This is a genomic window from Archangium sp. (assembly GCF_057119385.1).
This window is the reverse complement of sequence record NZ_DBNGVP010000017.1, coordinates 22,310-37,157: the sequence shown is the minus strand read 5'-3', so window position 1 is coordinate 37,157 and position 14,848 is coordinate 22,310. Positions and strand designations below refer to the sequence as shown.

Sequence of the window (14,848 nt, the reverse complement as noted above, 5' to 3'; positions counted from 1 at the left end):
CCCGTGGCTCAGAGGTACGTCACCGTCCCATCCGCGCGCGTGCAGGAGCCATCCTGCGCGGGGTTGCCCACGGAGCGGAGGATCTCCGTCCCCGAGGCGGGCAGCCGCCGTCCCGCCAGCTCGGAGCCGATGGCGCGCACCAGCAGGTGCTTGAGGAGCTGCACCTGGTAGCAGGGGATGTGCGGCTCCGCGTGCGAGTCGCCGATGCCCGAGTCATTCGTGAGGAAGATGTAGCGGCCCAGGGTGAGCTGGGCGGCGACGCGCATCAGGTACTCGGCCTCGTCGGCCACGCCGCTCGCCGCGACCGGGTACACCTTGATGCCGGAGAGGCGGGCGCGGTTGGCCTCGCGCAGGAAGGCCTGGTAGTTCTGCACGTGCGTCGGCGCGTCCGCCACCAGGAAGGTGAGGCGCGCGGTGTTGCCGGTGCGCCACGAGAGCTGGTGGATGGCGCCCAGCCCGCGCTCCATGGCCTCGGGGTAGTCGCCACCGCCCTCCGCCCACTGCTCCGACAGCCGCTGCCGGAAGACGGCCACGTCCGCGGTGAAGTCGAAGGGCCGCACCACGTACGCGTCTCCGTCGTCGCGGTACATCACCAGCGCGAAGCGCGCCGAGACGTCCGGGTAGGCGCCGCGCACCGAGTCGACGATGTTCTGGATCTCCGCCTTCAGGTAGCTGATCTCATCCCCCATGCTGCCGGTGGCATCCACCACGAAGGCCACGTCCAGCTCGGTGGGCAGCACGCCGCGCGCGCCCGGCAGCGTGACGTTCCACGCGGTGCCCTCCACGGTGGTGGTGACGGGCGTGCCCGGCTGGCCGGGCGGAGGCGACACCGTCACCGAGAAGCTCCCGGTGCCCTGCGCGCCATCCTGCGTGGGCAGGAAGAGCAGCCGGCCGTCGGTGGCCGTGGGCGCCTCGAGCCGCTTGCCCGCGGCATCCCCCACGGTGACGCGCGCATTGGGGACGGGGATGCCGTCCTCGTCACGCACGGTGATGAGGATGCGATCCGTGCTGGGGTGCGCGGGCATGCCCTGGGGCGCCTCGGTGAGGTACTTCTGGAAGAAGGAGAAGTTGAGGTTGTCGTCCCAGTCTCCGGCGGTGAGCTGCCCGGGGGACGGGGTGGAGCCGCCCTGGCCCGGCTCCGGGGAGCCCGAGCCTCCCGGCACCGCCACGTCTCCCGAGTCGCCACCGCTCCGGGGTGACTCATCAGGCGGGCTGGAGTAACCACCGCCCGAGCCATTTTCCGAAGAGTCGCCTGCTGCACCACAGGCCGAGAGCAGGGCCAGGGCCGCCACCAGCGCGCCGAGAGCGAACGGCTTGTGTCTCATGTCTGTCTCCGGGTGAGGGGATGAGGAATCGGAGCGGCGCGACTGCAAGCGCCTTGCCTCGCGATTCACCGCCCGCGCGCGGGGAGAGACTCCGGACGCGGCACCCGGCGCTCACGGTTTTCCACCACGGAAAACCGAGCGGCCAGGGCTCATGCGCCAGAAAAAAAAATCGGGGAGGAGCCACCCCCGTAGCTCCTCCCCGACCCACTTCCCCGTACTGCCCCCGAAGGACCGCTGTGCTGCCCCCGACAACGCCCTGCCCGTCAAACTCTTCCCGACCCCGACAACCCCACCCCCACCCCCACCAACCCGCCGCCCCCGACCGACCCCGACCCCGTCCCGCCCGTCGTACGCTTCCCAGCCCCACCCGACCCCGCCCTGCCCGACCACCCCACCCGCCCTGCCCCGCTGACTTCTTGCCTGGACATAGAGCATCCCGCGTGCCAGCCGGCCTCCAGGGACAAAGGCCCGTGATTTCAAGCGCTTGTCTTTCGATGAAGGGCGGAACCTGTCCCGAAGTCGGTAAGACTTACAGGAGAAAATTGCCGTGGAGCAGTAAGAGGTGCCCGAGGGGCGATATGCGAGTCGCGACCGCGCGTTCCAGGCGCATTCCGCTTCATCCACGTCGGGAGAGAACTGGATGCACCGCGCGCGTTGGCTGTCCGGGGGGATGCTGGTCGGGCTGTTGCTGCTGGGTCGTGCTCAAGGAGCTCGCGGACGGCCGCGTCGTGGTGAACGCGTTCCGCGCCAGCTACACCACCATCGGGCGGACCGCGCCCCACCCCGGCTCCACCCAGACGGATGCGAAGACGGGCTATCAGATGACGTACGACGGTGACCCCATGTCCTATGTCCGTCCGGAGATCGTCCGGGACCTGGAGCTGGAATGGCAGATCCTCTCGCGGGTCTCCCCCTCCGCGGCCCGCGAGCTGGAGACGCAGGTGGACGAGTACCTCGCCGAGCAGTCGAAATAGCCCACGCGAAGAGCGGAGGGACTACGCCAGGAAGTCGAAGCCCACCGCGAGACGAAGCTGCTGGAGCGCCACGGAGGGAGGCAGGGCCCGCATCAGCAGGTCCCTCCCCCACCGCGCCACCGGGTTGCGCAGGTAGCGGATGGATCCCGAGCGCAGGCTCAGCGCGGCGATGTGCGCGGTGCGAGGCCGGCGTCTCGCCTCGTAGGCGCGCAGCGCGCGGACGCGGTCGGAGTCCTGGCGCAGCAGCTTCGCCAGCACCACGGCGTCCTCGATGGCCTGGCAGGCCCCCTGGCCCATGTCGGTCACCATCGCGTGCGCCGAGTCACCCAGCAGCGTGACCGGGCCCTCGCCCCAGCGCGGCAGCGGCTCCAGGTAGTGGATGTCCGTGCGAAGGATGTGGGACTCCGCCGTGGCACGGACCAGCGGCTCGACGGGCTCCATCCAGCCCCGGACGTGGCCGAGCACCGCCTCCTGGTGGCCTCCCGGCGCGTCCTGTCCGCCCTCGGGCGCGGGCGCCAGCAGGAACCAGTACATCCGCCACGTGCCCTCCGGACTCCGGCCGAGGTGACAGATGCCGAAGCGGGCCCCCGGACCGTAGATCTCGAACTGGCTCCCTTCGGGAATCACCTCGGAGGCGACGTCCACCACCCCGCGCCAGGAGGTCCGGCCGCTGTACTTCGGCCGCACCTCCGGGAACAACCGCTGGCGGACCACCGAGTGCAGCCCGTCCGCGCCGATGAGGCAAGAGCCCGTCACCCGCCGGCCATCGGCGAAGGTGACGTGGACCTCTTCGCCCTCGACGTGGAAGCCCGTACAGGCGGCGCCCAGGTGCACCCCGTCCGGCCCGAGCTCCCGCAGCAGCACCTGCTGGAGCTCCGCGCGGAGCAACCCCACCGTGGGCTGGCCCACCTCCCGGCACAGCTCCTCCACGGCCAGGCGGGAGAGCACCTGGCCATCGCAGCGGTGCATCACCGTCTCACGCCACGAGGCCCCCACGCCGGCCACCTTCCCGGCCAGCCCCAGGGCATCGAAGGCCCGCATCGCGTTGGACCAGAGTGACAGCCCGGCGCCCACGGGCCGGTACGCCTCGGCCCGCTCGTACACCGCGACCTCGAGACCGGCCTGACGCAGGGCGATGGCGGCACTCAGCCCGCCCATCCCCCCGCCGATGATGACGACTCCGCGTGACGACATGAGGCCCTCCCCCCGTGCAGCGGGAACGGACCTCGGCGGAGACCCGTTACCGCGTCAATAGTTCCGGTACTCGAACACGTCCAGGACGTACGAGACGCCGTTGCGGCACTGGATGAGAAACTTGGCGGTGCCACCCCGGGTAACGTAGTAGCGCTCGACGAAGACCTCATTCGCGACCAGGGCCGGAACGGTCACGGTTCCCCCCGTGGGCTCCGTGGGGCCGAAGACAGCACCTTCATGGCTCCACCCGGTCGAGGACTGCGAGGCGCAATTCGCGCCGCCTCCGGCCGGGCCCATCGGACCGGTGTCGCCCTTGTCTCCCTTGTCTCCCTTGGGCCCCGCGGGCCCCGCGGGCCCCGCGGGCCCCATGGGCCCGGCTGGACCGGTATCTCCCTTGGGGCCTTGCTGACCGACCGTCACACCCAGCGCGGAGTTCTCCTCCGGCAGGGACCCACGCGAGACGCTGACGAGATAGGTCCCCGGGATGTTGAGCAGTCCAAACGGAATGGCGAGGGTCAGCGTCGTCTCCGAAGAGAACACCACCGAGACGGGCAGCCCCGCGAAGACGGCGGAAGGGGCCGTCGCCCCGAAACCCTCGCCATACACATGGAGCCGTCCCGTGGAGGGCTCCGGATACACGGAGGTGATCAGCAGGCGGGTCGCCGCGGAGCCCACCGCGGGCCAGAGGGCCAGGAATGCGGCCGCGATCAGTGCACGGCTCTGAACATCGAATCCTCTACGCGAGGTCATGGTTCATCCAATCAGACGGACAACGGGTGAAAGGCAGCGGACGCTTCGTGTACACATGAAATCCCATCCTGGCGAGGCTTTCATGCTCATCGATTGCACCCGAGCGCCTCGCCAGCTCCATCCGAAACGTCACGGCCTGATTTTTCGCATGACGCTCTCCCGCGCCGGCCGGGGAGCTTCCAGGCCCTGCGGACCGTGGTGCTGGTGGCCGGATTCCCCGGCCGGATGCGCGCCCACCGACACGCCGGAGTTCAGCCTCGGGCTCGCCTGTGGGAACACCGGCATCGCCATGCACGAGCTCATGCACGCCCTGGGCTTCTACGATGAGCGCCAACGGCCCGATCGCGACCCGTATGTCAAAATCAATCTCCGGAACGTCCACCCCGACTACTCGCGCGACTTCAACGTGTGCCAGCAGTGCACGACGCAAGACCTTCCCTATGACCATGCATCCATCATGCATGTGGAAGGCACCTACCGTTCTGTCAATGAGCCCCCCACTCCCACCCTCGTGCCCAGACAAGCAGGCGTGCAGCTCATGGCGCCCCCTCGCAAGGCAGGCCTGACGGCTCTGGACGTCAAGAAGATCAACAAGCTGTATCAGTGCCACTGACGGAGTGCCCGTGGTAGCAACGGTCGCGGGCCATCGCCGAGTCGTTGATGACAGACATGAAGCGTGGAGGTGAATCGTGACCAGCAGAATGCCAACCCGAAGCACCTCGAACAGGATCGCCCCGGCCGCGCTGGTGTTGATGCTCGCGGGCTGTCAGCACGCACCGGAGTCCCAGACCGTTCCATCGTCGCCAGCGCCTGCCGCGGCGGCGCCCGTGAACCCCGGGCCCGGCATCTGGACCTACGTCTGCGAGAATGGCGAGACGCTCCGGGCGGACTACCCGGGCGCCGGCACCGCGGTGGTGGAGCGCAACGGCCGGACCCATCCACTGAAGGCCGCGCGAGCCGCGAGCGGTGCGCGCTACACGGGCCCGGGCCTGCAGTGGTGGACCCGGGGCACCCACGCCACCCTGAGCCAGCTGAAGCCCGGTGAAGAGCTCGCCAGCGATCCGGGCGTGGTGTGCCGGGTCTCCGTCGACGCCCCCGTCTCGCCGCCACCTCCCGGGGCGCCCGGCGGACTGCCGGACGATCGCACCCCACTGTCGGAAGCACCCACGGGACCGAAGAGCCCACAGGCCGCGGGCGATGTGGTGCAGACCTATTTCGCGCTGCTCGAGGCCGGGAAGTACGGCGACGCCTGGCGGCTCTGGTCGGATGACGGAAAGGCCAGCCAACGCACGGAAGCCGGGTTCGCCGCCGACTTCGACCGCTACGCCAGCTACCACGCCCAGGTCGGCGCGCCTGGCCGGCCCGAGGGCGCTGCGGGCTCGGTCTATGTCCAGGTCCCGGTGGTCATCTACGGGCGGTTCAAGGCCGGGAACGAGCTCCACCAATCGGGAACCGTCACGCTCCGGCGCATCAACGACGTCCCCGGTTCGACGGAAGAGCAACGCCGCTGGCACATCTTCCGGATCGAGCTCTCACCCGAGACGAGAGGGCTGGGCGCGCCCGAGACCCGAGGGACCCCCTGAGTGCGCCGACCGCGCGCACATGTGCTCGGGCCACCTCAGAGGCTGAGGCCATGGGGCGCCCAGTACTGGCGGACCCGAGGTGCTGGGCCAGGAAGACCGAGCCCATGCCTCCCTTCCCGAGCTCCGAGATGAGCTCGTAGGTCTCTCGCAGGATGGTTCCGACGCGAATGGGAGCCGGGGCGGGATGGGTCATGGGAGCCGCTTTCTTCCCATCCGGGTCTGACGCATCCCCCCCACGACACGACACCTCCCAAGGTGTCGGAAACATTGGAGAAACAAACTGGACAGCCGGGGCGGCGGACCTAGTGTCCTGGGCTTTGACGTACGCTCGTGGTCTCCCCGCGGTGCCACAGGCCAACCGGGTATCCATGCGGAGCAGGAGTACGGATGAGGATCGAGCGCCTCACACTCAAGAATTTTCGCAGCTTCGAGTCTCGTACTTTCGATCTCGCACCCTCCTTCAACGTCCTCATCGGCGATAACGGCGCCGGAAAAACGGCTGTCCTGGATGCACTCGCGATCGGCGCGGGCGCGCTCTTCCTCGGGCTCGATGGCGCGTCGCCCCCAGGCATCCACGGAGACGACGTGCGCCGTGTGACCCATGGCCTGGGTGAAGTCCCCACGCTGGAGCGGCTCTACCCGGTGAAGGTCACGTGCGAGGGGATTGTCGACGACGACCGTATCGAATGGACACGCACCCTCGAAGGGCCCAAGAAACACACCACGCATGGTGGCTCCAGCAATCTGGCCCAGCTCGCCGGAGAATGGGGTGAGCAGGTCAAGGCAGGACAGCCCATCACCCTCCCGCTTCTCTCCTACTACGGCACGGGACGCCTATGGCTGCAAAGGCGCGAGCGGCGTTCGAGCTCCTCGGATGGCGCTCGAGTGTTGAAACCCGGCTCCAGGCTCCGGGGATACCGTGGGTGCCTCGATCCAACGTCGAATCACAAAGCGTTCGTCTCCTGGTTCAAGACCATGGAGCTCATCCAACTGCAGCGGGGGGCGCTCGAAACACTCGAATCCGTCAGGCGCTCGATCGTCCGCTGTCTGCGCGGCTGGGACACCGTGCTCTATGACTTCCGCCTCGGAAGTCTGGTGGCTCGCAACCCGCACACCCAGCTTCCCTTCGAGATGCTGAGTGATGGTGTTCGGAACATCCTCGCCATGGTGGGGGACATCGCCTACAGAGCCGCCACCCTCAATCCCCACCTGCGCGAGGAAGCCGCCCTGAAAACACCTGGCATCGTCTTGATTGACGAGCTCGACCTGCACCTGCATCCGCTCTGGCAGCGAGAGATCGTGGATGATCTCAGGAACGTCTTCCCCTCCATCCAGTTCGTGGCCACGACGCACTCTCCCTTCATCATCCAATCCTTACGAGCCCATGAGCTCATCAACCTGGATGACCGGAACCGGGAGTCGTTGCCGAGCCGGAGCATCGAGGACATCGCCGAGGCGGTCATGGGGGTCGAGGTTCCCCAGCGCAGCTTCAGGCACCAGCAGATGATGGACGCGGCCCGCGCCTATTACGAAGCGCTCGAGGAGGCCAAGGGCGCCAAGGGCCCCAGGCTCGCCGAGCTCAAACAGCGGTTGGATGAGCTCTCGGCACCTTTCAGCGACGACGTCGCCTATCACGCGTTCCTCGAGATGAAGCGGCGCGCGGCGAATCTCCCGGGGGACGATGAATGAGGCCCGTGGAACGGGGACCCTGGCCCCTGGATCCCGACGGCACCCCGCGCCCGTTTTCGGAATATGCCATGGCGCGAGGTGAGCTCATCAAGCGCATCGGCGATTACTGCTCGTTCTGCGAGCGGAAGATCAACGCGAGCCTCGCGGTGGAGCACATCCTCCCGAAGATCCACCATCCAGCGCTCAGGTTGGACTGGAACAACTTCCTCCTGGCATGCGTGAACTGCAACAGCACCAAGGGCGACGAGGATCTGAAGCTGGGGGACTACTTCTGGCCTGACAGTGACAACACCGCGCGTGCCTTTGCGTACTCCGAGGATGGACTCGTGGGTCCAGCGCCCCACCTGACGGCCGCGCAAAAAGAGGTCGCGGAACGGACGATCCACCTGACGGGGCTCCACAAGACCCCGACCCATGATCCAGCGGCCAGTGATCGACGTTGGAAGCAGCGCCTCGATGCATGGGGTAGAGCAGAAGAAGCCCGAGAGGATCTCTCCAAGAACGACAGTGAGATCACGAGAAGGCTCATCGTCAGGCAGGCAACCGCGCTCGGGTTCTGGTCCATCTGGATGACCGTCTTCGCCTCGGATCTCGATATGCGCCAGCGGTTCATCACCGCGTTCGAGGGCACACCTGGCGCCTGTTTCGATGCACGGACACAACCCGTCCAACGCTCAGGTGGCGCCCTCTGAGCGGCTGTCCCGTCCACCGCCTGGCGACCGCTGCCCCCTCCAGGGACAGGCGGCTTCACCGGGCGGGTCCCCGCCCGGGCCACCCGGCTATTGCCGCCCAGGAGCCCCCTGCGGTCAGATGCTCCGCATGTCCGCTCCGCTCTCGCCCGACGTGCTCAATACCCCCGAGGGAATCTCCAACCCCTACCCCGCCTACCGGGCCTTCCAGGGCCCCAACCCGGTGCGCTACCTGAGGCTCCCCGCGGGGCCGCTCACGGGCCGGACCGAGCCGCTCTACGCCTGGGCGCTGCTCCGTCACGCCGATGTCCTCGCCGCCATCCGCGACCCCGCCACGTTCTCCTCGCAGACGCCGCCGGTGTTCAAGACGATGCCCCGCTTCGCGCTCCTGCACGATGACCCGCCCTACCACACCCGGATGCGGCGGCTCGTGAGCAAGGCGTTCAGCCCGCAGCGCATCGCCTCGCTGTCGGAGTGGATTGGCCGCCTCGCCCACGAGCTGCTCGACACCACGGGCAAAGGCCCCGTGGAGCTCATGTCCGCGTACGCCGTCCCCCTGCCCATGCGGGTCATCGCCGCGATGCTGGGCGTGCCCGACCAGGACTATCCGTCCTTCAAGCTCTGGTCCGAGGCCGTGGTCGCCTACGTCGGCCTGTCCAAGGAGGAGCGCATGCGCAAGATGCAGGAGATGGCGGAGTACCTGGACCGGGCCATCGCCGCGCGCCGCGCCCAGCCCGCCGAGGATCTGCTCTCCGCGCTCGTGGAGGCCCGGGTCGAGGGCGAGGCCCTCACCGACCTGGAGATCCGCAGCTTCGCCGCCGTGTTGCTCGTCGCGGGCAACGAGACGACCACCAACCTGATCGGCAACATGCTGGCCCTGCTCGCGGATCGTCCGGAGCTCTGGCGCCGGGCCCGCGAGGATCGCTCGCTCGTGGAGCCCATCATCGAGGAGGTGCTGCGCTACGAGAGCCCGGTGCAGCGCTTCCCCCGGGTGACGACGCGGCCGGTGAAGATCGGCGACGTGGAGATCGCCGCGGGGGAGATCGTCGACATGGTCTACGGGGCGGCCAACCGGGATCCCTCCGTCTTCGAGGATCCGGACTCCTTCCGGCCCGAGCGCCCGACGAACGCGCAGCACCTGGGCTTCGGGCTGGGGACGCACTTCTGCCTGGGTGCGCCGCTGGCCCGGCTCGAGGCGCGCGTCACGCTCAACGCGTTCCTGGACCGGTTCCCGGCGCTCGGCCGGGGAGCGGGCGCCGCGGTGCGGCAGGGGTTCGCCCCGGTGAGCCTCGGCTACAAGTCGCTGCCGCTCGTGCTCGGCTGAGCCGGGGGCCCGCTACACCAGCGGCAGCTCCAGCGTGGCCGTGGCGCCCTTGCCCGGCCCCTCGCTCTCCAGCGTGAGGCGCCCGCCCAGCTTCCGGGCGGCCAGCGCGCTGGAGTGCAGCCCCAGGCCATGCCCGTCCTCGCGCGTGGTGAAGCCCTGGCGGAAGAGCCGGTCGCGCACCTCGGGCGCGATGCCGATGCCGTTGTCCACCACCTGGATGCGCGCCACGTCCTCGCGCGCGTCGAGCCGCACGTACAGGTGGCGCTGGCCCGGGGGGAGCGCGGCCATGGCGTTCTTGGCGTTGGTGATGAGGTTGATGAGGATCTGCAGCACCTTGTGCTTGTCCAACCGCGTCCGGGACAGCGTGGAGAGCTCCCGGACCACGTTGATGCCATGGCTCTTGAGCGTGGGCATCTGGATGCTCAGTGCTTCCTCGACGACCAGGGGCAGATCGCACTCCTCGGTGACGAGCGTGTCCCCGGCATAGCTCTGCTGCACCTTGACGATGGCGCGGATGTGCTCGACGTGCTGGGTCGTCGCCTCCAGGCCCTCCTTCAACACCGTCTGCTCGTGGAGCAGCTCATCGGAGAGCTCGGAGAGGTATTCCGGCAGCAGGGAGCCGCGCGGATCCCGGGCGAGGAAGTCCGCCAGCGCCCGCCGGTGGTCCGCGAGCATGCTGGCCACCTGCTTCAACCGCCCCAGGCGCGAGGTGGCCACCGTCTGGTTCATCATCTGCACGTTGACGATGGCGCTGGTCAGCACGTTGCCCACGTTGTGGAGCACGTTGTTGGCCACCTCGGCCATGCCCGCCGCGCGCGCCGTCTCCACCAGCTGGGCCTGGGCCTGCCGCAGCTCCCGCGTCCGCTCGTCCACCCGCCGCTCCAGCTCGTCGTTGGCGCGGCGCAGGGCGCTCTCGGCGCGCTGCACGTCGGCGTACAGCCGCGCGTTCTCGATGGAGATGGCGGCCTGCGAGGCGAGCTGTCCCAACAGCGAGAGGCGCGCGGGCGTGAAGGCGTTGGTGGTGAGGCTGTTCTCCAGGTAGAGCATCCCGCGGAACTCCTCCTGGCGCAGCAGGGGCAGGCACAGCAGGGAGCGGGCCTTCCCGCGCTCGAGCCAGGCATCCGACGAGAAGGAGTGGGGCTGGGAGGCATCGCCGATGAGCACGTGCTCGCGCGTGCGCTTGACGTAGGAGAGGACGGTCCACGGCAGGGGCGTCTCGTCCGGGGAGCCCTCGGGCACCGCGCCCGAGTGGGCCACCACCGAGAGCGTGTTGCCGTGGGGCAGCAACAGGGCGCCGCGCTGGGCGCCCGCGTTCTCGATGGCCACCCGCAGCAGCGTGGCCGCCAGCCGCTCGAGGACGATCTCCCCGGAGATGGCCTGCTGGGCCTTCACCACCGTGAGCGCGTCGAGGAGCTGCGTCGAGCTCGTGTCCGAGAAGGTCGCATCGGAGGCGGACGCGGTGGTGGCCAGGGACGGCCATTCGGCGTCCAGGTGCCGCACCTTGCCGTGGGCGCCCCAGCGCAGGTACGCCTCGCGGGCCTTGGACGCGTAGGCCTCGGCGATGGTGGGCACCTGCCGCTCGCGCCAGTAACGGGCCGCGAGCTCGTTGGCCAGGGCGGCGTTCTGGAGGAAGCCATGCTCGCGAGCGGACTGGACGGCCTCCTCGTAGGCGTGCAGGGCTTCCTTCTCGCGGCCCGTGAGGCGGGCGAGCTCCGCGAAGACCATGCGCTCGGGCGCGCGGAAGGTCGAGGGGACGTTGCGGGCCCACCCGGCCAGCCGGTGCTGCGTCTCCCGCAGCGTCTCCAGCGCCTGCCGCTGCTCCTCCGGGCTCAACTCGCCGAAGCTGGCCGCCAGCGTCAGGGCGCGGTAGAGGTGGAAGTCCAGGGCCTGGAGTTGAACGAGCATGGCCCAGGACAGCTCGGCCGCCCGCGCCCCCGCCTCGCGCGCCTCCGCGTAGGCCCCGCTCAGGTAGCGCGAGCGCATCTTGAGGATCCAATAGAAGCACCGCATGGTGCTCATGCGCTGGGGTGACAGCCCGGCCTCGAAGGACTCCTCGTCGAAGTCCTCCCCGCTCAGCGAGCCGAACGCGCGCGAGACACCGCGCAGGTCCTGCACGTGCCGCTGGATGTGGTGGAGGATGTGTTGCACGTCCTGGAAGCCCGCCTTGCGGACGAAGGCGAGCCGCGCGACGGACTCCTGGTACACCTCGTCCAGCGGGTGCCCCACGGCGAAGCGGTCCGTGAGGATGTTGATGCAGCAATAGCAGGCCGTCTGGAACTCACTGCCCTGCAGCGCGAGCTGGAAGCCCCTGCGCAGCGGCTCCAGCGTCCCGGACAGGGGCCGGGTCCAGTAGGTGATCATCGCCATGAGGTAGATGATCCGGCTGCGGAAGGCGGTCAGGTCGTAGCGCTCGACGAGCGCGCAGGCCAGCTGGCCGAAGGCATCTCCCTCCGGGTAGCGCCCGAAGGCGGAGCCCAGCACCGCGCCGTACCAGCCAAACCCATAGGCGGCCGCCTCGGTCATCCCGTGGCGCAGGACGAGGGAGACCATCCGGCACAGGTGGAGGATGAACAGGTTGCGGTCGAAGAAGGACGCGGGCGCGGAGAGCGTGGAGAGCACGCTGATCACCACCTCCAGGTCCGGGTCCGTCATCCGGGGCAGGTCGATGAGGCTGGAGATGGGGCGCTCGCCCAGCAGGGCCTGGACCTCGTCGTTGGCGGCGGCCACCTCCTCCCAGGTGGGGTGCGGAGAGATGGGCAGGCCCATCCGGGCCAGACACTCCACGAGGCAGGTGGTGGCGGCGTGGATTTCGCCGGCGGCGAGGTGGATGCCGCTCTTCAAGCGGTAGACGGCCGCCATGTCCGCGCGGGTGCGCGCCCGGGGCAGGAGCTCCTCCAGCAGGCGGCGGGCCTCGGCGGCGTTGCCGCTCATGAGCTCGCAGCTCGCCTGGTCGCGCCGGAGCTTGAAGGCCAGCGCGGGGGCGGTCTCCCAGGGGTCTCCGGGGAGCAGGTGGAAGGCCGTGGACAGATAGACGACGGCCGAGCGGAAGGCGGTCGAGGCCTTGGCCCTCCCACCGGCCTCGGCGTTGAGGCGGGCCACGCGGTGGCGCTCCTCGGGCTCGGAGAGCAGCTCCGCGCCGGCGTTGAGCTGGCCCACCACGTCGAAGAGCTTCTCGTGCACCTCCTCGGGCGACAGGCTCGCCAGCAGCAGGCGGCCGATGTGCAGGTGGACGGCCTTGCGCTGGGCCTCGGGGATGAGGGCATGGGCCGCCTGCTGGATGCGGTCATGCAGGAAGCGGTACTGCCCGGGGCCGGCGCTCATCAGCAGGCCCTCCTGGAGCGCGGGCTCCAGCCCCTTCTCCACTTCGGCCGTCTCCGCCATGTGGGAGATGACGAGCAGGATGCGCGGGGAGAAGGTGTTGCCCACGCAGGCGGCGAGCCGCAGCAGGTGCTGGGTGCCATGGGGGAGCTGGCGCAGCTTGCCCACCATGAAGTCCACGACGTTGTCGGAGTAGCCCCGGGCCCGGACCCCCTCGGCGTCCCACCGCCAGGAGCCCTCGGAGGTGCGCGCCAACAGGCCGTCCTGGTTGAGCGTGAGCAGGAACTGCAGCAGGAAGAAGGGGTTGCCGCCGGTCTTCTCCCGGGCCAGGGCCGCGAGCGGTTCGATGAGGTCCGCCCCCGCGCCGGGGAGCGTGTCCGCCACCAGTCGCTGGACGTCCTCCAGCGCGAGCGGCTCGAGCGGGAGGTCCGTCACCCAGGCGTTGGCCTTGCGCACCACCTCCAGCGTCAGCGCGAGCGGATGGGTGGGGCCCACCTCGTTGTCCCGGTAGGCCCCGAGCAGCAGCACGGGCGGTGCATCCGGGTGGGTGAGCAGGTGTTGGAGCAGCTGGAGGCTGGCGAGGTCGGCCCACTGGAGGTCATCCAGGAAGAGGACGAGCGGATGCTCGGGCGTGGCGAACACGCCCAGGAGCCTGCGGAACACGCGGTTGAAGCGGTGCTGCGCCTCGACGGGCGGCAGCTCCGGGACGGGCGGCTGCTTGCCGAGGATGAGCTCCCACTGGGGCACCACGTCCACGAGCACCTGGCCATGGCCCTCCAGGGTCTGGTGCAACTGCTCGCGCCAGCACGTCAGCTCCTCGTCCGTCCCCGAGAGCAGTTGCTGCGTCAGCGCGCGGAGGGCCTGGGACAGGGTGGAATAGGGAATGTCCTGCTGGAACTGATCGAACTTGCCGCTGAGGAAGAAGCCGCGCTGGCGCACCACCGGCTTGTGCAGCTCGTGCACCACCGAGGACTTGCCGATGCCGGAGTAGCCGTGCACCAGGACGAGCTCCGGCCGGCCATACCGGGCCACGCGCTCGAAGCTCTGGAGCAGGGCGGCGGCCTGCGTGTCGCGCCCGTAGAGCCGCTGCGGGAGCTGGAAGCGGGTGGGCACGTCGTGGACGCCGAGCGGGAAGTCCTCCGGCTCGTTGCGGAGCAGGCCGTCGCGGCAGCGCTCCAGATCGGCCCTCAGCCCCTCGGCGCTCTGGTAGCGCTCCTCGGCCACCTTGGCCAGCAGCTTCAGGACGATGGCGGACAGGACGGGCGGCAGCTCCTTCACCCGCTCGAGCGGGGGCTGCGGCGCGAGCGCCATGTGGGCATGGAACCACTCGAGCGGGTCGCGTCCCTGGAAGGGGCGGCTGCCCGTCAGCAGCTCATAGAGCGTGATGCCCAGGGAGTAGAAGTCGGTGCGGTAGTCCACCGAGCGGTTCATGCGCCCGGTCTGCTCCGGGGACATGTACGCCAGCGTCCCCTCGATGAAGGACGCCTGCAGCGCGTCCACGTGCTCGACGAGCTGGAGGCTGGCGATGCCGAAGTCGATGAGGTGGGTGTCGCCCGAGGGGGTGAGGATGATGTTGGAGGGCTTGATGTCCTTGTGGATGATGCCCCGGCGGTGGAGCCCCGCGAGGGTCGAGGCCAGGGAGATGGCCATCTCCAGGACGCGGAGCACGTTGAAGGGCTGGCCGGTGAGCTCGGACAGGGGAATGCCCTCGATCTCCTCCAGCAGCAGCACCGGGCGCTCCTGGAACTGCTCGCAGGCGAGGGCCCGGGAGATGCCGCGCACGTCCCGGAGCCGCTGGAGGATGCCGAACTCACGCTGGTAGCGCTCGCGCTCGCGGGAGCCCGGGGAGGAGGCCACCGGCGTCTTGAGGATGAGCGGGAGCCCGTCCGCGTCGCGCACGGCGTGGAGCAGCAGGTTCATGCCAGTCGACTTGACGACGCCTCGTGGCGTGTAACCTGGGATGTTCAGCATCTCGGGCGTCCTGGGCTGGGAGCCGCCCGCA

General features: G+C 69.3%; 10 protein-coding genes. 6 read left to right on the top strand and 4 right to left on the bottom strand.

Translation table 11 applies throughout. The features are described from left to right. Window positions 1-8: 8 nt before the first annotated feature. Window positions 9-1,325, bottom strand: coding sequence for a vWA domain-containing protein (locus AC16DP_RS04080; RefSeq protein ID WP_329732423.1), 1,317 nt, complete (start codon window positions 1,323-1,325; stop codon window positions 9-11). A 698-nt stretch (window positions 1,326-2,023) separates the two neighbouring features. Between AC16DP_RS04080 and AC16DP_RS04075 the strand changes: the two genes are divergently transcribed. Continuing rightward, on the top strand, window positions 2,024-2,299 hold the full coding sequence (locus tag AC16DP_RS04075; protein WP_329732422.1) for a hypothetical protein: 276 nt from the start codon (window positions 2,024-2,026) through the stop codon (window positions 2,297-2,299). 21 nt (window positions 2,300-2,320) lie between these two features. Here AC16DP_RS04075 and AC16DP_RS04070 read toward each other — a convergent pair whose 3' ends face one another. After that, window positions 2,321-3,493: an FAD-dependent monooxygenase gene (locus tag AC16DP_RS04070; protein ID WP_329732421.1), complete on the bottom strand. Its 1,173-nt coding sequence runs from the start codon at window positions 3,491-3,493 to the stop codon at window positions 2,321-2,323. 54 nt (window positions 3,494-3,547) lie between these two features. Next, window positions 3,548-4,243 (bottom strand): hypothetical protein, encoded by a 696-nt coding sequence (locus tag AC16DP_RS04065; protein ID WP_329732420.1) that lies wholly within the window; start codon window positions 4,241-4,243, stop codon window positions 3,548-3,550. Window positions 4,244-4,298: 55 nt separating this feature from the next. Here AC16DP_RS04065 and AC16DP_RS04060 point away from each other — a divergent pair, with 55 nt between their 5' ends. The 5 genes from AC16DP_RS04060 to AC16DP_RS04040 all read left to right on the top strand — a co-directional run bounded on the left by AC16DP_RS04060 (window position 4,299) and on the right by AC16DP_RS04040 (window position 9,528). Then, window positions 4,299-4,856 carry a M12 family metallopeptidase gene (locus AC16DP_RS04060; RefSeq protein WP_483956634.1) on the top strand — a complete coding sequence of 186 codons (558 nt, stop codon included), beginning with the start codon at window positions 4,299-4,301 and terminating at the stop codon, window positions 4,854-4,856. Between the two features lie 88 nt (window positions 4,857-4,944). Then, entirely contained in the window at window positions 4,945-5,826 is an 882-nt protein-coding gene (locus AC16DP_RS04055) for an MliC family protein (RefSeq protein ID WP_329732418.1), read from the top strand. Window positions 5,827-6,213: 387 nt separating this feature from the next. Continuing rightward, entirely contained in the window at window positions 6,214-7,515 is a 1,302-nt protein-coding gene (locus tag AC16DP_RS04050; RefSeq protein ID WP_329732417.1) for an AAA family ATPase, read from the top strand. Between the two features lie 68 nt (window positions 7,516-7,583). Further along, window positions 7,584-8,207 carry an HNH endonuclease gene (locus tag AC16DP_RS04045; RefSeq protein WP_329732416.1) on the top strand — a complete coding sequence of 208 codons (624 nt, stop codon included), beginning with the start codon at window positions 7,584-7,586 and terminating at the stop codon, window positions 8,205-8,207. A gap of 118 nt (window positions 8,208-8,325) precedes the next feature. After that, window positions 8,326-9,528, top strand: a complete 1,203-nt coding sequence (locus tag AC16DP_RS04040) for a cytochrome P450 (RefSeq protein ID WP_483956633.1) — start codon at window positions 8,326-8,328, stop codon at window positions 9,526-9,528. A gap of 12 nt (window positions 9,529-9,540) precedes the next feature. On the opposite strand, the gene AC16DP_RS04035 is transcribed toward AC16DP_RS04040, so the two are convergent. After that, a complete protein-coding gene (locus tag AC16DP_RS04035) occupies window positions 9,541-14,817 on the bottom strand; it encodes a trifunctional serine/threonine-protein kinase/ATP-binding protein/sensor histidine kinase (protein WP_329732414.1) in 5,277 nt (1,758 codons plus the stop codon). Window positions 14,818-14,848 lie beyond the last annotated feature (31 nt).